Raw genomic sequence first — 20,698 nt, forward strand, 5'->3', positions numbered from 1 at the left:
GAATGAGCAAGGTTAGAACCAGATTTGCACCAAGTCCTACAGGAAGAATGCATGTAGGAAATCTGCGTACAGCACTTTATGCATATTTAATTGCAAAGCATGAGGGCGGAGATTTTATTTTAAGAATTGAAGATACAGACCAGGAACGTTATGTTGAGGGAGCGGTAGATATTATCTACCGTACCCTTGAGAAGACTGGATTGTTACATGATGAAGGTCCGGACAAGGATGGCGGTGTTGGCCCATATGTGCAGAGTGAACGTCAGGCACAGGGAATTTATCTGGAGTATGCGAAGAAACTCATTGAAAAAGGAGAAGCATACTATTGTTTCTGTGATAAGGAGCGTTTAGAGAGTCTGCGTCAGACTGTTGCAGGTAAAGAGATTATTGTTTACGATAAGCATTGCCTGCATTTAAGCAAGGAAGAAATAGAAGAAAAGCTTGCTGCAGGTGTTCCATACGTTATCCGTCAGAACAATCCTCAGACAGGAACAACAACCTTCCATGATGAAATCTATGGAGATATTACCGTTGATAATGCGGAGCTGGACGATATGATTCTGATTAAATCAGACGGATATCCGACTTATAACTTTGCCAACGTAGTAGATGACCATTTGATGGGAATTACACATGTAGTAAGAGGAAATGAATATCTTTCTTCTTCTCCAAAGTATAACCGTCTGTATGAAGCTTTTGGCTGGGATGTGCCAGTGTATGTACACTGTCCATTAATTACCAACGAAGAGCATCAGAAGTTAAGTAAACGTTGTGGACATTCTTCCTACGAAGATTTGATTGAACAGGGATTTTTAACAGAGGCAGTTGTAAACTTTGTGGCATTACTGGGGTGGAGTCCGGCAGATAACCGGGAAATCTTTTCTTTAGAGGAGCTGGTAAAAGCCTTTGATTATCATCATATGAGTAAATCACCGGCTGTATTTGACTATACAAAGCTGAAATGGATGAATGGCGAATACATCAAGGCAATGGATTTTGATTCGTACTTTGAAATGGCAGAGCCATATATCCGGAAAGTGATTACCAGGGATTATGATATCCGCAAGATTGCAGAGATGGTGAAGACCAGAATTGAAATCTTCCCGGATATTGAGAATCTGATTGACTTCTTTGAGGAACTTCCGGAGTATGATACCGCAATGTATACCCATAAGAAGATGAAGACCACAGAAGAGAGCTCTTTGGAAGTCTTGACAGAGATTCTTCCGGTATTAGAGGCTCAACAGGATTACAGTAATGATGCACTGTATCAGACACTTTGTGATTTTGTGGCAGAGAAGGGCTGCAAGAATGGTTATGTATTATGGCCGGTTCGTACAGCGGTTTCCGGTAAACAGATGACACCGGCAGGTGCAACTGAGATTATGGAAATTATTGGTAAGGAGGAGTCCTTAAAACGTATCCGTACCGGAATTACACTTCTTACGAAAGCACTTGAGAAATAAAAGTTACGAGGCATTTCATGCAATTTAATGAAGCACAACAGGAAGCTGTTGATTTTTATCAGGGTCCCTGCCTTACACTGGCGGGGCCCGGTTCAGGCAAAACTGCCGTAATTACCCATCGAACGAAAAATTTAATAGAAAAATATGGGGTGTCACCATCAGAGATTCTGGTGGTGACATTTACAAAAGCAGCCGCTATGGAGATGAGGGAGCGTTTTCTTTCGCTAACGAATCAGACATCCACAACGGCTACTTTTGGTACTTTTCATGCGGTGTTTTTTACGGTATTAAAGTATGCTTATCATTATCGGGCAGAAAATATTATAAGAGATGAGCAGAAGGTGGTATTTATCCGGAATCTTTTACGTCATTTTCCGATTGACTATGAAGATGAAAATGAATGCATCCAGACTCTGTTATCTGAAATCAGCGGTGTAAAGAATTCGAACATTCCCATTGAACATTATTATTCTTCTAATTTTCCAGAGCATACATTCCGGGATGTATTTATGAATTATCAGAAGATGCTGCAGAAGAACCGGCTGATTGATTTTGATGATATGTTAGTTTATACCTATGAACTTTTCAGCCAGCGGAAGGATATCTTAGCACTCTGGCAGAAGAAGTTCCGGTATATTTTGATTGATGAGTTTCAGGATATCAATGGATTGCAATATGAGATTATAAGGATGCTTGCAGCACCGGAAAATAATCTCTTTGTGGTAGGGGATGATGACCAGTCTATTTACAGGTTCCGCCAGGCAAGACCGGAGATTATGCTGAACTTTGAGAAGGATTATGCTGATGCAAAGCGGATTGTATTAAATTATAATTATCGTTCCGATGGAAATATTGTGGCAGCGGCAGGAAGACTGATTGCCCACAATACAGGGCGGTTTGCAAAGGATATTAAGGCATTTCATCCGGCAAAGGAAGCGGTAGTATGTAAGACTTACCGGACGCAGCGGGAAGAAAATTTAGGATTGATTCATGCACTTAAGGAATATACTGCAGCTGGTGGTGACTGGTCGGACGCAGCGGTGCTGTTTCGCACTAATACACAGCCAAGACTTCTGATGCAGCAGTTGATGGAATATAATATTCCTTTCCGTACAAGGGATAATATTCCTAATATTTATGAGCATTGGATTGCAAAAGATATGGAAAGTTATCTTCGGATTGCCCATGGAAGCAGAAGAAGGGCAGACTTCTTACAGATTATGAACCGGCCGAACCGTTATATTGGGCGGGACAGCCTGGAAGAGGATACCGTAGCATTTGATGTCTGGGCAGATTATTATGATAAAATGGAGCAGTCCTGGATTGCACGAAGAATCGACCGGCTTTATCATGACTGCAAAATGTTAGCCGGAATGAAGCCTTTTGCAGCGGTGAATTATATCCGCAAGGGAATCGGCTACGATGACTATATCAAAGAATATGCAGATCAGAGAGGTATGAATGAGGAAGAACTTTTGGATATTCTAGAACAGCTTACCGATATGACCAAAGAGTTCGATAGCTTTGATGACTGGCAGAAACAGAAAGAGAAATATTTAAAAGAATTACAGCGTGCCATGGAGAAGCAGCGGACGAAGGGAGAGGGCGTTGTCTTATCAACCTTACATAGCTCGAAGGGATTAGAGTATGATGTGGTATTTTTGATTGATGTAAATGAGAAAATCATGCCCTATAAGAAAGCTGTTTTAGATGCGGATCTGGAAGAGGAACGCAGAATGTTCTATGTTGGGATGACCAGAGCAAAAAAACAGCTCTACCTCTTCTCGGTAGAGCTGTTGAATAATCACAGTGCAGAACCATCCCGGTTCTTAAAAGAATTGCAGGAAACGTAATGGATGATTAGTTGTCCATTGCGTCAAATTCTGCTTCATCTAATAATTCATCAAAACGGTCGGAGACAACTTCGTATTCTTCGTCACTGTCAATATTATCTAAAGAAGGATTTCCATCCTCATCCTCGGAGTAACGATAGATATATACTTCACCATCTGCATTTTCATTTCCCTTTTCATCTAAGGGCATCAGCGCAATATAATCCTGTTTTCCTGCTTCAAAGATAGTAAGAATTTTGCATTCCACATCCTGCCCATTGTCTAAATTCAATGTCACCATGATATCGTCTTCATCTTTTAACTGTTTGTTTTCCATAAAATACCTCTTTCTTTATATAATTGTCTGAACGTAGAGTTCCGGACGTTTTTCCAGATTGATAAATATACTGTCTTCTAACCGAACCACCGGACGAGTCAGGCGATGCTTGTTAATTAGCACAATTTTACCGGTCATGCCATTACTTAACATGACATCATTGTTAATATATGTATTGGCAATATGCTCCAGGAAGCTGGTAATAAACTGGGGTTTGTATTTACCCAGACCCTCCCGCTCAAAAGTGGCAATGACCTCAAACGGGCAGACGCCGCGGCGATAACAGCGGTCAGCAGTCATGGCATCGTAGACATCTGCAATAGCAACGATATTGGCAAAATCATCAATATCATCTCCGATAAGTCCGATTGGATAGCCGCTTCCATCACAGCGTTCATGATGGGTGAGAGCAATTTTTTTGATGCGGACAGATACATTCTGATTTTTCAGCAGTTCATAACCATATTCGGAATGTTTTTTCACCAGTTCATATTCTTCCGGGGTCAGGCGCCCTGGCTTGTTAATGATTTCCGGTGGAATTTTACTTTTTCCTATATCGTGTAAGAGACCACCCAGAGTCAGAGTTTCTAAATCATCTGCATTATAATTCTGCCACATACCAATCATTCGGCTGATTAAAGAAACATTCAGACTGTGGGCATAAGTGGAATCGGTAATTTTGCGCATATTGTGCAGCATATCGAACATGGAAATTGTAGTGGAATGTCTGGTAAAAAGATCTAAAGCGCAGGATAAAAGAGCCTCCTGATCAAAAGGAATGTTTTTTGTGACAAAATCATTGATGGATTTTTCTAAAAAAGGTACTTTTTTTTCGTAATTTGCTTTAAAAACTTTGAATTCTTTACTGTTTCTTACCCGTTCAGAATACCGGTCAACCGCTTCCTTTTCTTCAGCCATTGACTGAATGGCATCAACAGGCAGAGCACCGTCTATTATTCTGGCACTCTCAATTCCATAAAACTCAAGGTGTGCAATCATCTGAGTTGTCAGCATTTTGTGTGCTTCTACAATCATCTGCCCATGCCTGCTCATGACAGGAGTGGCAGTCACCATGCCAGGTTGTAAATCCTTTGTTGCAACTGTATGCATGAATATACCTCTTATATCACTAATTAACAATACACTACACTATAATTATAAAAATTTACATATCAATTGTCAATGAATCGTGTTATAATCTTTTCAAGAGACTTGAATATAGGAAAGTGCAGGATGATGAAATGAAATACAATGTTCGGGAAGGCGATTACAGAACCATGGGAGCAGTTGTGCATAGTGATGGGGTTGTATTTACCTTTGAGGGGAGAAAAGAGCAGAAATGTAGTATTGTACTGTATGAAAAGAAAACAGGGAAAATTGGAAAAATACCGGTTCCGGATACTTACTATGTGGGTGCACTGCGCTCAATTATGGTAATGGGCATTGAACCGGCTTCTTTTGATTATAATTTTGAAATAGACGGTAAGGTTATGACAGATCCATATGCCAGAAGAATTGTAGGCAGGGAAAAGTGGGGAGAAAAGGAACGCTTTGGTATGGATTATCAGGTGAAAAGCGGTTTCTCCACAGATGTTTTTGACTGGGAAGAGGATGTGGCACCGGAAATTGCCAAAAAGGATATGGTCATGTACAAACTTCATGTGAGAAATTTTACCATGGAGGGTAGTAATGGCGGAGCAAGAAAAGGAACTTTTGAAGCAGTAGAGAACCGGATAGGATATCTTCGTGATATGGGCGTTACAACCGTTGAATTTATGCCTTTTTATGAATTTGAAGAGCTGATGATACCGGAAACCTGTGAACTGCCGGATTATGTGACCTGGAAGGAAGAACAGAAGACAGATACAAAGAAGCTGCCGGAAGTTGAGAAGATAAATTGCTGGGGCTATACCGAAGGCAATTATTTTGCGCCGAAGGCTGCATTTACCAGAAGCAGACAGCCGGAGCATGCCTTGAAATCATTAATTAAGGCATTGCATAAAAATGACATGGAATGTATTATGGAAATTTATTTTCCTGATACCATCAATCAGAATCTGATGTTAGAAGCCCTGCGCTTCTGGGTGATGGAATATCATGTGGATGGATTCCGTCTGATGGGAGCAAATCTTCCGGTTCGTGCTATGGCACAGGATTTGATTTTGTGCCGCAGTAAGCTGTTTGCAGATACGATTCCGGAGGATTTGCTGGAACAGGATTATGCATATCCGCATTTATTTGTTTACCGGGATGAATTTTATTATCCGTTGCGGAAAATGTTAAATCATAAGGAAATCTGTCTTACCGATTTTGTAAACCAGATGCGTAAGCAGAAGAAATATGCCGGATTTGTGAATTATGCAGCATCTAATGATGGTTTTACACTGGCAGATGTATTTATGTACAGTGAGAAACATAATGAAGCAAATGGGGAAAACAATGCGGATGGAAATGACTGGAATTACAGTGACAACTATGGCATTGAAGGACCAACCCGCAAAAAATATATAGAAAGCCTGCGTAAAAAACAGCTTCGAAATGCGGTTACGGCAGTATTTTTAGCACAGGGTATTCCACTGCTTGCTGCCGGTGATGAGATTGGTAATTCCCAGAGGGGAAATAATAATGCTTATTGCCAGGATAATGCAGTTGGCTGGGTAAACTGGAAAAATGATAAGAAATATGCTTTCTTACAACAGTTTGTAAAGAAAATGGCAGCCTTTCGTAAGGCACACCCGGTTCTTCGGATGGAAGAGCCGATGCGGATGAATGATTATAAGGGACTGGGATATCCGGATCTTTCTTTTCATTGCGATAGTGCATGGACTGTGGGATTTAGCCCGAACCGCCAGTCGGTTGGGATGCTTTATTGCGGACTGTATGCGGATTGTGAGGAAATGATTTATGTGGCATATAATTTTCACACCGGAAAACAGTTCCTTGCACTTCCGAAATTGCCAAAAAGCAAAAAATGGTATAAAGTAATGGATACAGGAAATGAAAATGGTTTTCTGGAGAAAGAAATGATAATGGATGCAGTCCAGGTAGAAATTGCCGGGATGTCCATTCAGATATTAATAGGGAAATAAAGTAAGATGAAAGCATGGAAACATTTTTGCACAATTAATCATCACAAGATGTTAGTCATGAAAGGCTGTTTTAAAGTTGGACTTTACCGCCAGGGCTTATTGCATGATTTGTCGAAATATTCACCAACGGAATTTTTAGTGGGCTGTAAGTATTTTCAGGGAAATATGAGTCCCAACAATGCCGAACGTGAGGATAAGGGGTATTCCGCAGCCTGGCTGCACCATAAGGGCAGAAACAAGCATCATATGGAATACTGGATTGATTACGGACCGGATAAATGCACCGGAATTACTGGAATGAAGATGCCAACAAAATATGTTGTTGAGATGTTTATTGACCGGGTGGCAGCAAGCAGGAATTACCAGAGAGAAAAATATACCGACGAAAGTCCTCTGGCTTATTACGAACATGGAAAGCAGTATCATATTATTCATGAGGAATCAAGAGAACTTTTAGAGTGCCTTCTTCATATGCTGGCAGAATGCGGCGAAGAAGAGACTTATGCATATATTCGATATGAAGTATTGAAAAATAAAAGAAAGAAGGATAAATAAATGTTAGACGGAAAGAAGATTTTATATAGTGGAATGCAGGCAACAGGAACCCTTACCCTTGGAAATTATTTGGGAGCATTGAAAAACTGGGTAAATCTTACAAATGAATATGAATGTATCTATGGTGTTATGGATTTACATTCCCTTACCTTAAGACAGGTGCCGGCAGAGTTCCGTAAAAATGCCCGTTCTCTTTATGCATTATATGTAGCGGCAGGATTAGACCCGGAGAAAAACTGTATTTATTATCAGTCCCATGTATCCGGACATGCAGAATTAAGCTGGATATTAGGCTGCTTTACCTATATGGGGGAATTGAACCGAATGACACAGTTTAAGGATAAGGCTGCAAAACATGCAGATAATATCAATGCAGGTCTTTATACCTATCCTGTATTAATGGCGGCTGATATTTTATTGTATCAGGCAGATGTGGTTCCGGTTGGCGTAGACCAGAAACAGCATCTTGAGATTACCAGAGATATTGCACAGCGTTTTAATGCTATTTACGGAGATGTATTTACAATTCCGGAGGCATATATCGGAAAAGCAGGTGCAAAGATTATGAGTCTGCAGGAGCCGGAGAAAAAGATGTCAAAGTCCGATGAGAATCCAAATGCAACCATCCGCCTTTTAGATGATAAAGATACCGTTATCCGCAAATTTAAACGTGCAGTAACCGACTCCGGCAGTGAAATTGTATATCGTGAAGATAAACCGGGCATCAGTAATCTGATTGATATTTATGGTTGTGTAACCGGTAAGACAAGAGAAGAAACCGAAAAAGAATTTGACGGAAAAGGCTACGGTGATTTCAAACTGGCAGTAGGAGAAGCAGTTGCTGCAGAGTTAGAGCCATTGCAGAAACGTTATGGGGAACTGATGGCAGACAAGACCTATCTTGACAGCATGATTAAAATGAATGACGAAAAAGCAGCTTATTATTCTAATAAGACCTTGCGTAAGGTACAGAAGAAAGTCGGACTTACCGAAAGAATCCGTTAATCCGAAAATAGATTGTCCAGATCTGGAACATGAAATTCAGGGAACAGCATTTGCATATCGGCAGGAAGTGGAGCCGTAAAGCAGAGCTGTTCCTTTGTGATTGGATGTTCGAATTTTAACTGGCAGGCATGAAGAGCCTGCCTTTTTGTCAGGGAAAAATCCGGGTTATAAAGGAAATCTCCAATTAAAGGGTAGCCGAGGTAGCTCATATGGACACGAATCTGGTGGGTTCTGCCGGTGTCAAGCCGCAAAGCAATAAGGGAGAGTGCATCCGGTGAAAGAGGCTCCCTTGAAAAAGTATTTTTTGGAAAAATTTTTTTCACAGCTAGTCTGCGGTAATGGGTGCAGGCGTATTCACCTTGTCCAAAATCTACCTGACGCTCTAATACAGAACCTTCCTTTCTGCCGATTGGCGCAGTAATGGTACCGGATTCCGGGGTAATACCACGGACAATGGCAAGATAGGTGCGGTGGATTTTCCGTTCATTCATCTGTCTGCCTAAGATACCGCCACTGAGACTGTTTTTTGCAAGGATTGTGATACCGGTAGTATCCTTATCCAGCCGGTTGATGCAGCGGAAAGGACCGGCTTCGTTTTTGCTGCCCAGATAATAAAAGACAGCATTGGAGAGGGTATGTTCGTAATGTGTCATGGATGGGTGGACAGGCATATGTGCCGGTTTATTGATAACGAGAATATCTTCGTCTTCATAGAGGATGGAAAGGGGAATGTTTTCCGGTGCGGGATAGCTTTCCGGCATAGATTCTTCTAAAATAATCTTTAATTTATCAGAAACCTTCAGCCGGTCACTGCTGTGCCCGGTATCACCGTTTCGGAAAAGAACATTTTCGGTGCGGAAAAGATGTGCCCGGAGCCCTTTCGGGTATCCTTTTTCCGTAAGAAATTCTCTTATCGTATAGTTTTTGTATTCATTTGTTATGGTATAGTCTAATATTCGCTTCATAAGGATAATTATAAAGGAAAAAGACACAGAAGAAAAGGATAGAGATAAAAAAAGAGGAAAGGCACGAAGAATCTGGCAGACGCATAGAATATAATAAATCGCTTTTTAAGGGTGCTGTATTGAAAACATTTTTATCTCCATTGACTATACAGGAAGAGAAGCAATATTTAAAACAGCTTGGGGAAGGCAGCCTTGAAGCAAAACATATTCTGATAGAACATAATATGCGTCTGGTAGCGCATGTGGTAAAAAAATATCAGAATGTGGAAGAGGATATGGAAGATCTGATATCGATTGGAACCATTGGATTGATTAAAGCAATCGATACCTTCCGGGTAGAAAAAGGAAATAAGCTGGCAACTTATGCAGCGAGATGCATCGAAAATGAACTTCTGATGTATCTGCGCAGTAAGCGTAAAATTGCCAGGGAAGTGTCTCTTTATGAGCCAATCGGAACAGATAAAGAGGGAAACCAGATACATTTACTGGATATTGTAGAGCATAACGAACCGGATGTGGTGGAGCAGATGGAGTATGACAGAAATGTGAAGACATTATATGAAATACTGCCCCGGGTACTAAACAGGCGGGAACAGATTATCATAAACCTGCGCTATGGTTTGAAAACGGACTGTCCGGTGACACAAAAGGAGATTGCAAAAAATTTAAATATCTCGAGATCCTATGTTTCACGAATTGAAAAAAGGGCATTGGAGAAGCTGAAAGCTTATTTTGAAAAAGGTTACAATTATTAAATTTTTATAATGTGTTAAATTGGTATTTGAAAAGGATGGATTTCATGATATGATGAGTCCATCTTTTTTATCGAAATAAATGATGAATAGCCCATCTTGGGGCTGCTCATGTAAATTGCAGAGTTCTTCTGCAGAAAAATCCCGGACAAACAAAATGAACAGAGAAAATGAAATAATTACAAAAAACAGAATAATTGCAAAACAGAAAGGTGAAATTTAATGTACAGTATTGTATCAACGGCAATCGTGCGTGGCATTGAGAGCATTCCTATCCGCGTGGGAGCAGATGTGACGGATGGTATGCCAGTGTTTGAAATGGTAGGATTTTTATCGGCAGAAGTGAGGGAGGCAAGAGAGCGGGTGCGGACAGCCCTTAAAAATTGTGGATACCGTCTCCCACCAAAACGGATTACGATTAATCTCTCACCGGCATATGTAAGAAAATCCGGTTCGTCCTTTGATTTGCCGATAGCAGTGGCAGTGCTTGCTGCAATGGGGATTATTCCGAAAGACAGGCTGGAACAGCTTCTGATTGTAGGAGAAGTAGGACTGGATGGAAGAATAAAACCGATTCATGGAGTATTGCCCATTGTGACAAAGGCTGCACAGGAGCGGATGGACGCCTGTATGGTGCCGGTGGAAAATGCCAAAGAAGCTGCATTGGTAAAAGGAATCCGTCTGTTTGGTGTAAACACATTGGAAGAAGTGATAAAAGGCTTTAATGATGAAATAAAATTCTGGGAGCCTGAGAAAGAAGAAATCGGGCTTGAGAAAAAGGTTAAGAGAAAAGAAGTACCGGATTTTTCAGAAATTAATGGACAACAGTTTGTGAAAAGAGCCTGTGAGATTGCGGTAAGCGGCAGACATAATCTCCTGATGATTGGACCACCAGGCGCAGGAAAGACAATGATTGCAAGGAGAATTCCGGGTATTTTACCGGAGATGACAGAAGAGGAGGCCCTGGAGGTAACAAAAATATACAGTGTAAGGGGACTTCTGACGGAAAGTGAAGCATGGATAGCAGAACGTCCTTTCCGTAATCCACATCATACCATAACACCACAGGGACTGGCAGGTGGTGGAATGGTTCCGGGACCGGGAGAAATCAGCCTCGCCCACCATGGTGTGCTCTTTTTAGATGAGCTGGCGGAGTTCCGGCGGGAAACCTTGGAAATTTTAAGACAGCCTATGGAAGAACACTGTGTAAAGCTTGCAAGGCTTGCCGGAAATTATGAATTTCCGTCGGATTTTATGCTGGTGGCTGCCATGAATCCCTGCCGGTGTGGATATTATCCGGATTTGAACCGCTGTCATTGCACGAAAGGAATGGTGGAACAGTATTTAAAGAAAATCAGTCAGCCTTTATTGGACAGAATTGATATCTGTGTAGAGACAAAGCGTGTGGAATATCAGGATTTAATTAAAGAAAATCCGCATCAGGAGACTTCGGCAGAAATCAGAAAAAGGGTGGTTGCAGCTATGGAGCGGCAGCAGCAAAGGTTTGCCGGAACTAACATTCGCTATAACAGTAGAATTCCGGCGGCATTACTGACAAAATATTGCAGATTATCGACAAAACAAAAACAGTATATGGAAAGCATTTATCAGAAGCTGGAATTGACAGCCAGATCTTATCATAGGATTTTGCGGGTGGCGAGAACCATTGCAGATATGGACGGTTCAGATGAAATCCTAACCAGACATTTAAGTGAGGCGGTCTGTTATCGGAATGTAGATAAGAAATTCTGGGAGGGATAAATGGAATGAAATATAAATACTGGCTGGCGTGTATGGCACAGATGGCAGAAAACATTGGAACCGGAAAAGTGGAAAAACTGTTTCGTTTTGCCGGAAGTGCAGGAGTCTTATATGACATGTCAGAAAAGGAATTCATGCAGATTCCGGGCATTACCGAAGCAGATGTGAAGTCTGTTCTTACCTATAAAAAAGCATGGAACTTAGAAGAAGCATGGGAGAATTTAAAAAGAAGCGGACTGTATCTTGTAACAAGAGAGGATGAAAACTATCCGAAACGTCTTTTATATATCAATAAGCCACCTTATGGAATTTTTTATAAGGGCAGTCTGCCACCGGAAGATAAGAAAAGTATTGCTATTGTGGGAGCAAGAAGATGCAGTGAATACGGTCGTTACTATGCAAAACATCTGGCGGAACTGGCAGTAAAAGCAGGCTGCATTATAATCAGTGGACTGGCTGCAGGAATTGATGGAGCAGCCCACAGTGGTGCCATGGCGGCAGAGGGAGAAACTTATGCTGTTATGGGATGCGGGGCAGATTACTGTTATCCCAGACAGAATCAGAGTCTTTATCGGACTATGACACAAAAAGGCGGAATTCTATCTGAATATATGCCGCAGACAAAACCTTTGGGAAAGTTGTTCCCGCAACGGAACCGGTTAATCAGCGGGCTTTCAGATGTGGTAGTTGTAATAGAAGCAAAGGAGCGGAGCGGTTCATTGATTACGGCAGACTTTGCCTTAGAGCAGGGAAAAGATATTTATGCACTTCCGGGGCGTGTTGGAGATGTGTTAAGTGGAGGCTGTAACCGCCTGATACGGCAGGGGGCGGGCATCATTGTGTCTCCGGAGGAATGGCTTAAGGATCTTGAAATTGACCTTGCCAATATAGTAGTTCCCAATGCTTTTTCAAAAAAGGTACTTGAAAAAGATGAAGGGGTGGTGTATAGTGTTCTCGATTTGCAACCGAAAAGTGCCCAGCAGATTTTGGAAGAAACAAAGCTTCCGGTAGACCGGATGTGTGAGATACTGCTGATACTGGAAAATGCAGGTTTTATCAGGGAAGTATATAAGAATTATTATATAAAAATACATGAATAACCGCATAGAGAGAACAAAATAAAGGAGCAGGGTTATGGCTAAATATCTTGTTATTGTTGAGTCACCGGCAAAAGTTAAAACAATTAAAAAGTTTCTGGGGAAGAATTATGAAGTGGATGCATCCAATGGACATGTGAGAGATTTACCGAAGAGTACATTAGGCTTTGACGCAGAACACGGATTTGAACCAAAGTATATTACCATCCGGGGAAAAGGTGATGTGCTTGCAAAATTAAGAAAAGAAGTAAAAAAAGCAGATGTCATTTATCTTGCAACAGACCCTGACCGTGAGGGAGAAGCAATTTCCTGGCATTTATATCAGGCACTGAATCTGGCAAATTCCGATAAAAAGGTTTACCGGATCAGTTTCAATGAGATTACCAAGAATGCAGTAAAGACCTCTTTAAAAAATCCGAGAGACATCGATATGGATTTAGTGAATGCCCAGCAGGCACGCCGTATGTTAGACCGTATGGTGGGTTACCGGATCAGCCCCTTATTATGGGCAAAGGTAAAAAGAGGCTTAAGTGCAGGACGTGTACAGTCTGTGGCATTGCGTTTGATCTGCGATCGTGAAAGTGAAATCAACGCATTTATACCGGAAGAATACTGGACCTTAGATGCCGGCCTGAAAGTAAAAGGTGAGAAGAAACCGTTAACTGCAAAGTTTTACGGAACAGCAAAAGAAAAAATGAATATCACCTCGAGAGAACAGGCAGATGCTATTATGGCAGAGCTTGAAAAAGAAAAATTCGCCGTAACAGATGTGAAAAAAGGGGAACGTAATAAAAAGGCTCCACAGCCGTTTATCACCAGTACCTTACAGCAGGAAGCATCCAAGGTATTGAATTTCTCCACACAGAAAACCATGCGTTTGGCACAGCAGTTATACGAAGGTGTGGATGTAAAGGGAATCGGAACGGTCGGTCTGATTACTTACCTGAGAACAGATTCTGTCCGTATTTCAGAAGAAGCAGATGCTATGGCACGCAGCTTTATCGCAGCACAGTATGGCGAGAATTATGTTTCTTCCCATGTACAGGAAAAGAAGAGCAGTAACAAGATCCAGGATGCCCATGAAGCAATCCGTCCGTCTGATATTACAAGAACACCGGTAATGGTAAAGGAATCTTTATCCAGAGACCAGTTCCGCCTGTACCAGTTAATATGGAACCGTTTTACCGCAAGCCGTATGAGTGATGCAAAATATGAGACAACATCCGTAAAAATCGGTGCTGGAAAATACTGTTTTACCGTAGCAGCATCCAAGCTCGTATTTGAAGGATTTATGTCTGTATACACCAATGAAGATGAGGAAAAGGGCACACAGAATGTAATGCTTAAGTCCATTGATAAGGATACAGAATTAAGTTTTGATGCATGGGATGAAAAACAGCATTTTACACAGCCGCCTGCTCATTATACCGAGGCATCTTTGGTAAAGGCATTGGAGGAACGTGGGATTGGAAGACCAAGTACCTATTCTCCGACCATAACCACCATTCTTGCCAGAAGATATGTGATTAAGGAAAATAAAAACCTTTATGTTACCGAGCTTGGTGAAGCAGTAAATTCCATTATGACAGAAGCATTTTCCAGTATCGTGGACGAACATTTTACCGCTAATATGGAGTCGCTGCTGGATAGCGTGGAAGAAGGAACCGTAAACTGGAAGACTGTAGTAAGCAATTTCTATCCGGATTTGGATGAGGCAGTAAAGCAGGCAGAAAAAGATCTGGAAAAAGTGCAGATAGCGGATGAAGTGACCGATGTAATTTGTGAAGAGTGCGGCAGAAATATGGTAATCAAATACGGTCCGCATGGTAAATTCTTGGCGTGTCCTGGATTCCCGGAGTGCCGTAATACCAAACCGTATTTTGAGAAGATTGGTGTTGCCTGCCCGAAATGCGGCAAAGATATTGTACTACGTAAAACCAAGAAAGGCAGAAGATATTACGGATGTGAGAATAATCCGGAATGTGATTTCATGTCATGGGCAAAGCCGTCATCTGAGAAATGTCCGAAGTGCGGAAGTTATATGGTAGAAAAGGGCAATAAGCTTGCCTGTGCCAATGAGCAGTGTGGCTTTTCAGAGGAAAAACCAAAAAAGGATGAAAAGAATTAAAAGTACAATTCAAATCCTTGAATTATCAGAATAAACATGATAAAATATTAAACAGTCTAGTTATTCTGAATATAACGTGGAGGATATAAGTATGAGCGTTCAGCTGTTGGATAAAACAAGAAAAATAAATAAGCTTTTGCACAATAATAATTCGTCAAAGGTTGTGTTCAATGATATCTGTGAGGTTTTGACAGAGATATTGGATTCCAATATCCTTGTTATCAGTAAAAAAGGAAAGGTACTCGGAAGCAGCCAGTGCCGTGGAATTGATGAGATTCATGAACTGATTGTTGATGAAGTAGGCGGGTTTATTGATTCTATGCTGAATGAAAGACTGCTTGGAATTCTTTCCACAAAGGAAAACGTCAATCTGGAAACATTAGGATTTGAATCAGATATTAAGAAATATTCTGCAATTATTACACCGATTGATATTGCTGGTGAGCGGTTAGGAACATTGTTTGTATATCGTTATGATAACCAGTATGACATTGATGATATTATTCTCAGTGAATATGGAACAACAGTTGTCGGACTGGAAATGATGCGTTCTGTGAATGAGGAAAATGCGGAAGAGACCAGAAAAGTACAGATTGTGCGTTCAGCAATCAGCACACTTTCTTTTTCAGAGTTAGAGGCAATTACTCATATTTTTGATGAGTTAAACGGAACAGAAGGTATTCTTGTAGCCAGCAAGATTGCAGATCGTGTAGGAATTACACGTTCCGTTATTGTAAATGCATTGCGTAAGTTCGAAAGTGCAGGAGTCATCGAATCCCGTTCTTCCGGAATGAAGGGAACTTATATCAAAGTTGTAAATGATGTGGTGTTTGATGAACTTGCCAGAATACGAAAGGCAGATTAACCATAGAAATATAAACAAACAGAATATAAAGAAGAGCACACGGATGGTGCATCGGATAAAGGGATTTATAGTGGGAAAAAGCTGTAAATCCCTTTTATATTGTGTGGCCAATTGGAAAAAAACACTAGATAATGTAAAAATAAGAAAAAAATACTTGTGTTTTTTACAAGATTATTTATAATAAAATATGATGCGATAACAATATGGATAACTATGGAGGTGCAGTATGATAAGTTCAAATGCGTTTGACTATATGAATGTGCTGAATAAGGCCGCAAGTGCGAGCTGGGAAAGAGAACAGTTAATATCAAATAATATTGCAAATGCTGATACACCTGGATATAAACGCCGGGATTTGGATTTTGAAAGTACATTGGAATCCGAACTGGGCAAAAGCAAATATGTTTCACTGGATGACAAGGTGGCAAATATCCATATGGACCATCTGAATGCAAAGACATATATCGACAATGCCTCTTATTCTTACCGTCTGGACGGCAACAATGTTGACCCGGAGCAGGAGAATGTAGAGCTTGCCTCAGAAACAATCCGTTATTTGGGATTGACCAACAGTATCAGTCAGGAAATATCACGGTATAAAACCGTTATTAAATAAAATTGTGTGGGAGGAATAAAGAATGGCATTATTTCAGTCGTTTGATATCAGTGCGTCCGGTATGACGGCGCAGCGTTTTCGTATGGATACCATTTCTGAGAACGTAGCAAATGTAAATACAACCAGTACAGAGAATGGAACACCATACCGCAGAAAAATTGTAACTTTTTCGGAAAAAGGTGTAACTCCGTTCAGCAAAGTGCTTTCTGATTCCCGGGAAGGCTATGTGGGAAACGGAGTAAAGGTTTCTTCAGTGACAGAAGATTATTCTACTGATTTTACTATGGAATATGACCCATCCAATCCAGATGCGGATGAAAATGGTTATGTGTCATATCCGAATGTGAATATAGTAACAGAAATGACGAATCTTATTGATGCCAGCAGAGCATATGAGGCGAACGTAACAGCTTTTGATGCAAGCAAACAGATTGCACAGGCAGGATTACAGATTGGTAAATTATAAAAGATATTTGGAAAGGTGAGATAAACGATGAATGTTAATGTATTAACAGGAGTTTCGTCAGATGTTTTTAATACACAGAATGCAGCTGCAACACAGCAGTCAAACAGTGCGGAAAGCTTTGATAATATTCTTGCAACGGCAATGAACATGGTGAAGGAAACAAATAATTATCAGAACAATGCAGAGGAAGAGGAAATTAAATTTGCATTGGGAGAATCAACCAATACCCATGAATTGCTTGTGGCGCAGGAAAAGGCAAACATTGCATTATCGTATACAGTTGCAGTAAGGGATAAAGTAATAGATGCTTATAAAGAAATTATGAACATGCAGATTTAGTATAGGTAGGATGAGTAGATTATGCCAGACAGATTGAAAGCAATATTAGAAAAAATAAAAGAGTGGTGGCTGAAGTTTACAACAAAGCAGAAGACGCTTCTTATCAGTATTACGGCTGTAGTAATTCTTGCATTGGTGATACTGGCTGTCGTGATGACGAAACCTACGATGGTTCAGCTGATAACCTGTGAGGATGCAACGCAGGCATCGTCTGTAAAAGACCTTTTGGATGGAAACAGCATAGATTATGAGGTTTCTTCTGATGGAATGACTTTTTCGGTAAATGCAAAGAATCAGGCAGATGCAAATATTTTGCTTGGTTCAAACAGTATTCCGACCAACGGATTTACCATTGATGATGCATTAAGCGGCAGTATCAGCACAACGGAAGCTGATAAGAGTAAACGGTATCAGGTTTTTTTGGAAGATAAATTTGCAAAAGAACTGGAAAATATGGATTTGATTAAGTCGGCAGATGTTAACTTAAATATTCCGGAAGATGATGGAACCTTAGTTACAAGAAATCAGGAGTCCTATGCCAGCGTTAAGCTGGAACTGAACGGAGAGATGTCCGAAGACCAGGCGGCATCTTTAGCAAGATATATAGCAACTGAGATTGGCAATTCTTCCACGGATAATATTACGATTATTGACTCTAATTCCAACCTTTTATTTGCGGGTGGAGAAGAGAGTACAGCAATCGGAACTGCCAGCACACAGCTCAGTTATCAGACAAAGAAAGAAACACAGGTGAAGAAGGCTGTTACAGATGTGATTAAGGGAACAGACCTTTATGATACGATTGATGTAGGATTAAATTTAAAGCTGAATTTTGATCAGGTTACGACTAATGAGACAAATTATTCTGCGCAGGGAGACAGGGATGAAGGACTGATTACCCATGAGGACCGTTATCAGTCAGACTCAACCGGTGGTACGTCGGGAACACCGGGAACAGACTCTAATGGAGATGGAACAACTTATGTACTTCCGGATGGAAGCACATCAGAAAGCTCTGTTACAGATGATTCCATTGACCGTGCACTGGATGAAAAGAACACCCAGACCATTGGCTCTGTAGGAGATATAGAATATGACCAGTCATCCATATCTGTAACGGTAGCCCGTTATGTGACTTATAATGAGGATACCTTAAAAGCAGATGGTACTCTGGACAATATGACCTTTGATGAATTTGTAACACAGAATAACAACCGGGTAAAGGGAACGGTAGATCAGGATCTTTATACTATGGTATCCAATGCAACCGGTATCCCGGCATCTAATATTTCGATTGTCAGCTATGATATTCCGATGTTTGAATATTCTAAGGGCAGCGGCAGGGGCTTTCAGGATTACCTGCAGATTATTCTTGCGGTTCTGATTTTTGCACTGTTAGGATATGTGGTATTCCGCAGTACCAGAAAAGAAAAAGAAACTGAAATTGAACCGGAGCTTTCTGTAGAATCGTTGCTTGAGACAACCAAGCAGGCAGAACAGGAAGATTTGGAAGATATTGGTTACAATGAGAAGTCAGAGATTCGTGTCCTGATTGAAAAATTCGTAGATGAAAATCCGGAGGCTGTTGCGTCGTTGCTTCGTAACTGGCTGAATGAGGAGTGGGAATAAATGGGAACAGAAGAATATAATGGCATTCAGAAAGCGGCGATATTGCTGATAGCATTAGGACCGGAGAAGTCGGCCAGTATTTTCAAACATTTAAAAGAAGATGAAATAGAAGAACTGACACTGGAGATTGCAAATACCAGAAGTGTGTCACCACAGACCAAAGAAAGCGTATTAAACGAATTCTATCAGGTATGCCTTGCACAGCAGTATATTGCAGAAGGTGGTATTGGCTATGCCAAAGAACTCCTGGATAAGGCATTAGGCAGCGACAAGGCACAGGAGGTTATTACAAAACTGACAGCATCCCTTCAGGTTCGTCCGTTCGAATTTGTACGAAAGACAGATCCAAGTCAGGTGTTGAACTTTATTCAGGACGAGCATCCACAGACCATAGCCATGATTTTGTCATATCTGTCACCGGCACAGTCTGCAATGATTTTAGGAGCCCTGACACCGGAGAAACAGGCAGATGTTGCAAAACGTATTGCCAAGATGGACAGGACTTCACCAGATGTAATCAAAGAGGTAGAGCGTGTGTTAGAGAGAAAACTTTCTTCCCTGATCAATCAGGATTACACAATTGTGGGTGGTGTAGATGCTATCGTTGGTATTTTGAATACGGTAGACCGTGGAACAGAGAAACATATTATGGAATCCTTAGAAATCGAAGAGCCGGAACTTGCAGACGAAATCCGCAAGAAGATGTTTGTGTTCGAAGACATCCTGTTGCTGGACGACCGTGCAATCCAGCGTGTGCTGCGTGATGTGGACAACAATGACCTTGCTGTTGCACTGAAGGGTGCCAACGAAGAGGTTCAGAATGTTATCTTTAAGAACCTGTCCAAACGTCTTGCTGCCATGATTCGTGAAGATATGGAATTCATGGGTCCGGTAAGAATGAAGGATGTAGAAGAAGCACAGCAGAAGATTGTTGGTATTATTCGTAAACTGGAAGACTCCGCAGAAATTGTAATTTCCCGTGGCGGAGGTGATGAGATTATTGTCTAATTTATATAAACAGCGTTTTATCACGAATGAATCTGAGAGCCGCGTGATTAATTCCAATACGCTGGCGTATCGTATTTTAGAAGAACAGTCCCGGGCTCTTGCAAAGACAAGAGAACCGGAACAGCCACAGGCAGAGTCAGGTGGATTTGTAGAAGGAATTGCTGCACCGCAGGTGGAAACAATTGATTATGAAGCAGAGGCAAAGGAAAAAGCAGAAGAAATTTTAGCACAGGCAAATGCCGAAGCAGACGAAATCCGAAAAGCAGCCCGGGAGGAAGCAGACGAAATTCGTAAGCAGGCACAGGAACAGGGACAGGCAGAAGGTTTGGAACAGGGAATGCAGGAAGGTGCTGCGGTTTATGATGCAAAGTTAGAGAGCATTGGAAAAAGGGAACAGCAGCTGCAGGATTCTTATCTGGAACAGATGCGGGAACTGGAACCGAAGCTTGTACATACAATTACAGATGTGGTTTCCCATGTTTTCCATGTGCAGTTCCATGATAAGGATGAGATTGTACTTTATCTTGTAAAACGGGCAATGGAATCCATTGACGGACCGAAAGAATTTACAATCAAAGCAGGTCCGAAACAGGCAGCATATCTGGAAGAACATAAACAGGAGCTGTTAGAATGCGTGGGACAGAATGCAACTTTGGATTTAGTTACCATTCATTCCATGACTGAAGGAGAATGTATCATAGAGACAGATACAGGAGTGTTTGAGTGTGGAATGGATGTACAGCTGGATAATCTGATTCGTGATATACAGTCATTGTGTATGTGAGGAA

19 protein-coding genes are annotated in these 20,698 nt (G+C 41.1%); 16 read left to right on the plus strand and 3 right to left on the minus strand.

The window, feature by feature from the left end; all coding sequences use genetic code 11:
• The first annotated feature begins 2 nt into the window (after positions 1–2).
• On the plus strand, positions 3–1,466 hold the full coding sequence (gltX, locus tag DWY37_RS00460; protein WP_117841179.1) for a glutamate--tRNA ligase: 1,464 nt from the start codon (positions 3–5) through the stop codon (positions 1,464–1,466).
• A 17-nt stretch (positions 1,467–1,483) separates the two neighbouring features.
• On the plus strand, positions 1,484–3,319 hold the full coding sequence (locus DWY37_RS00465; RefSeq protein WP_117698286.1) for an ATP-dependent helicase: 1,836 nt from the start codon (positions 1,484–1,486) through the stop codon (positions 3,317–3,319).
• A gap of 7 nt (positions 3,320–3,326) precedes the next feature.
• On the opposite strand, the gene DWY37_RS00470 is transcribed toward DWY37_RS00465, so the two are convergent.
• Positions 3,327–3,635 carry a DUF1292 domain-containing protein gene (locus DWY37_RS00470; RefSeq protein WP_022243329.1) on the minus strand — a complete coding sequence of 103 codons (309 nt, stop codon included), beginning with the start codon at positions 3,633–3,635 and terminating at the stop codon, positions 3,327–3,329.
• 15 nt (positions 3,636–3,650) lie between these two features.
• Positions 3,651–4,745 (minus strand): HD-GYP domain-containing protein, encoded by a 1,095-nt coding sequence (locus DWY37_RS00475; protein WP_118541472.1) that lies wholly within the window; start codon positions 4,743–4,745, stop codon positions 3,651–3,653.
• A 131-nt stretch (positions 4,746–4,876) separates the two neighbouring features.
• Between DWY37_RS00475 and DWY37_RS00480 the strand changes: the two genes are divergently transcribed.
• Genes DWY37_RS00480 through trpS form a run of 3 tightly spaced genes read left to right on the plus strand, consistent with a single transcriptional unit; the run spans position 4,877 to position 8,284 of the window.
• The gene (locus DWY37_RS00480) at positions 4,877–6,724 is read left to right on the plus strand and encodes a glycogen operon protein GlgX (protein WP_118541470.1); all 1,848 of its coding nucleotides are present in this window, start codon (positions 4,877–4,879) and stop codon (positions 6,722–6,724) included.
• A gap of 6 nt (positions 6,725–6,730) precedes the next feature.
• Positions 6,731–7,279: a DUF5662 family protein gene (locus DWY37_RS00485; protein WP_022243326.1), complete on the plus strand. Its 549-nt coding sequence runs from the start codon at positions 6,731–6,733 to the stop codon at positions 7,277–7,279.
• Positions 7,280–8,284, plus strand: a complete 1,005-nt coding sequence (gene trpS, locus DWY37_RS00490) for a tryptophan--tRNA ligase (RefSeq protein ID WP_118541468.1) — start codon at positions 7,280–7,282, stop codon at positions 8,282–8,284.
• On the opposite strand, the gene DWY37_RS00495 is transcribed toward trpS, so the two are convergent.
• Positions 8,281–9,249, minus strand: coding sequence for an RluA family pseudouridine synthase (locus tag DWY37_RS00495; RefSeq protein WP_118544402.1), 969 nt, complete (start codon positions 9,247–9,249; stop codon positions 8,281–8,283). The two genes, trpS and DWY37_RS00495, sit on opposite strands and share 4 nt — an antisense overlap.
• 119 nt (positions 9,250–9,368) lie before the next feature.
• Between DWY37_RS00495 and sigK the strand changes: the two genes are divergently transcribed.
• The 11 genes from sigK to DWY37_RS00550 all read left to right on the plus strand — a co-directional run bounded on the left by sigK (position 9,369) and on the right by DWY37_RS00550 (position 20,694).
• On the plus strand, positions 9,369–10,004 hold the full coding sequence (gene sigK, locus DWY37_RS00500; protein ID WP_117698280.1) for an RNA polymerase sporulation sigma factor SigK: 636 nt from the start codon (positions 9,369–9,371) through the stop codon (positions 10,002–10,004).
• A 219-nt stretch (positions 10,005–10,223) separates the two neighbouring features.
• A complete protein-coding gene (locus DWY37_RS00505; RefSeq protein WP_118541466.1) occupies positions 10,224–11,762 on the plus strand; it encodes a YifB family Mg chelatase-like AAA ATPase in 1,539 nt (512 codons plus the stop codon).
• Positions 11,763–11,767: 5 nt separating this feature from the next.
• Positions 11,768–12,862 carry a DNA-processing protein DprA gene (gene dprA / locus DWY37_RS00510; RefSeq protein ID WP_118541464.1) on the plus strand — a complete coding sequence of 365 codons (1,095 nt, stop codon included), beginning with the start codon at positions 11,768–11,770 and terminating at the stop codon, positions 12,860–12,862.
• A 34-nt stretch (positions 12,863–12,896) separates the two neighbouring features.
• The gene (gene topA / locus DWY37_RS00515; RefSeq protein WP_118541462.1) at positions 12,897–14,987 is read left to right on the plus strand and encodes a type I DNA topoisomerase; all 2,091 of its coding nucleotides are present in this window, start codon (positions 12,897–12,899) and stop codon (positions 14,985–14,987) included.
• A gap of 91 nt (positions 14,988–15,078) precedes the next feature.
• A complete protein-coding gene (gene codY, locus DWY37_RS00520; protein WP_022243319.1) occupies positions 15,079–15,852 on the plus strand; it encodes a GTP-sensing pleiotropic transcriptional regulator CodY in 774 nt (257 codons plus the stop codon).
• Between the two features lie 226 nt (positions 15,853–16,078).
• Positions 16,079–16,468 carry a flagellar basal body rod protein FlgB gene (flgB, locus tag DWY37_RS00525; protein WP_117698276.1) on the plus strand — a complete coding sequence of 130 codons (390 nt, stop codon included), beginning with the start codon at positions 16,079–16,081 and terminating at the stop codon, positions 16,466–16,468.
• A gap of 22 nt (positions 16,469–16,490) precedes the next feature.
• Entirely contained in the window at positions 16,491–16,934 is a 444-nt protein-coding gene (flgC, locus tag DWY37_RS00530; protein ID WP_117698275.1) for a flagellar basal body rod protein FlgC, read from the plus strand.
• A gap of 27 nt (positions 16,935–16,961) precedes the next feature.
• The gene (fliE, locus tag DWY37_RS00535) at positions 16,962–17,273 is read left to right on the plus strand and encodes a flagellar hook-basal body complex protein FliE (protein ID WP_022243316.1); all 312 of its coding nucleotides are present in this window, start codon (positions 16,962–16,964) and stop codon (positions 17,271–17,273) included.
• Between the two features lie 21 nt (positions 17,274–17,294).
• Positions 17,295–18,902, plus strand: coding sequence for a flagellar M-ring protein FliF C-terminal domain-containing protein (locus tag DWY37_RS00540; protein ID WP_022243315.1), 1,608 nt, complete (start codon positions 17,295–17,297; stop codon positions 18,900–18,902).
• Positions 18,903–19,910: a flagellar motor switch protein FliG gene (gene fliG, locus DWY37_RS00545; RefSeq protein ID WP_022243314.1), complete on the plus strand. Its 1,008-nt coding sequence runs from the start codon at positions 18,903–18,905 to the stop codon at positions 19,908–19,910.
• Positions 19,903–20,694: a FliH/SctL family protein gene (locus tag DWY37_RS00550; RefSeq protein WP_158552072.1), complete on the plus strand. Its 792-nt coding sequence runs from the start codon at positions 19,903–19,905 to the stop codon at positions 20,692–20,694. Before fliG ends, DWY37_RS00550 begins: the two co-directional genes overlap by 8 nt.
• The last annotated feature ends 4 nt before the right edge of the window (positions 20,695–20,698 follow it).

The sequence above is a fragment of the Roseburia sp. AF25-13LB genome (genome assembly GCF_003478915.1).
In the GTDB taxonomy this organism is placed as follows: Bacteria; Bacillota; Clostridia; order Lachnospirales; family Lachnospiraceae; genus Roseburia_C; species Roseburia_C amylophila.

Coding starts and splice junctions, on each gene's coding strand:
- gltX (WP_117841179.1), top strand. CDS start 3: ATGAGCAAGGTTAGAACCAGATTTGCACCAAGTCCTACAGGAAGAATG.
- DWY37_RS00465 (WP_117698286.1), top strand. CDS start 1,484: ATGCAATTTAATGAAGCACAACAGGAAGCTGTTGATTTTTATCAGGGT.
- DWY37_RS00470 (WP_022243329.1), bottom strand. CDS start 3,635: ATGGAAAACAAACAGTTAAAAGATGAAGACGATATCATGGTGACATTG.
- DWY37_RS00475 (WP_118541472.1), bottom strand. CDS start 4,745: ATGCATACAGTTGCAACAAAGGATTTACAACCTGGCATGGTGACTGCC.
- DWY37_RS00480 (WP_118541470.1), top strand. CDS start 4,877: ATGAAATACAATGTTCGGGAAGGCGATTACAGAACCATGGGAGCAGTT.
- DWY37_RS00485 (WP_022243326.1), top strand. CDS start 6,731: ATGAAAGCATGGAAACATTTTTGCACAATTAATCATCACAAGATGTTA.
- trpS (WP_118541468.1), top strand. CDS start 7,280: ATGTTAGACGGAAAGAAGATTTTATATAGTGGAATGCAGGCAACAGGA.
- DWY37_RS00495 (WP_118544402.1), bottom strand. CDS start 9,249: ATGAAGCGAATATTAGACTATACCATAACAAATGAATACAAAAACTAT.
- DWY37_RS00505 (WP_118541466.1), top strand. CDS start 10,224: ATGTACAGTATTGTATCAACGGCAATCGTGCGTGGCATTGAGAGCATT.
- dprA (WP_118541464.1), top strand. CDS start 11,768: ATGAAATATAAATACTGGCTGGCGTGTATGGCACAGATGGCAGAAAAC.
- topA (WP_118541462.1), top strand. CDS start 12,897: ATGGCTAAATATCTTGTTATTGTTGAGTCACCGGCAAAAGTTAAAACA.
- codY (WP_022243319.1), top strand. CDS start 15,079: ATGAGCGTTCAGCTGTTGGATAAAACAAGAAAAATAAATAAGCTTTTG.
- flgB (WP_117698276.1), top strand. CDS start 16,079: ATGATAAGTTCAAATGCGTTTGACTATATGAATGTGCTGAATAAGGCC.
- flgC (WP_117698275.1), top strand. CDS start 16,491: ATGGCATTATTTCAGTCGTTTGATATCAGTGCGTCCGGTATGACGGCG.
- fliE (WP_022243316.1), top strand. CDS start 16,962: ATGAATGTTAATGTATTAACAGGAGTTTCGTCAGATGTTTTTAATACA.
- DWY37_RS00540 (WP_022243315.1), top strand. CDS start 17,295: ATGCCAGACAGATTGAAAGCAATATTAGAAAAAATAAAAGAGTGGTGG.
- fliG (WP_022243314.1), top strand. CDS start 18,903: ATGGGAACAGAAGAATATAATGGCATTCAGAAAGCGGCGATATTGCTG.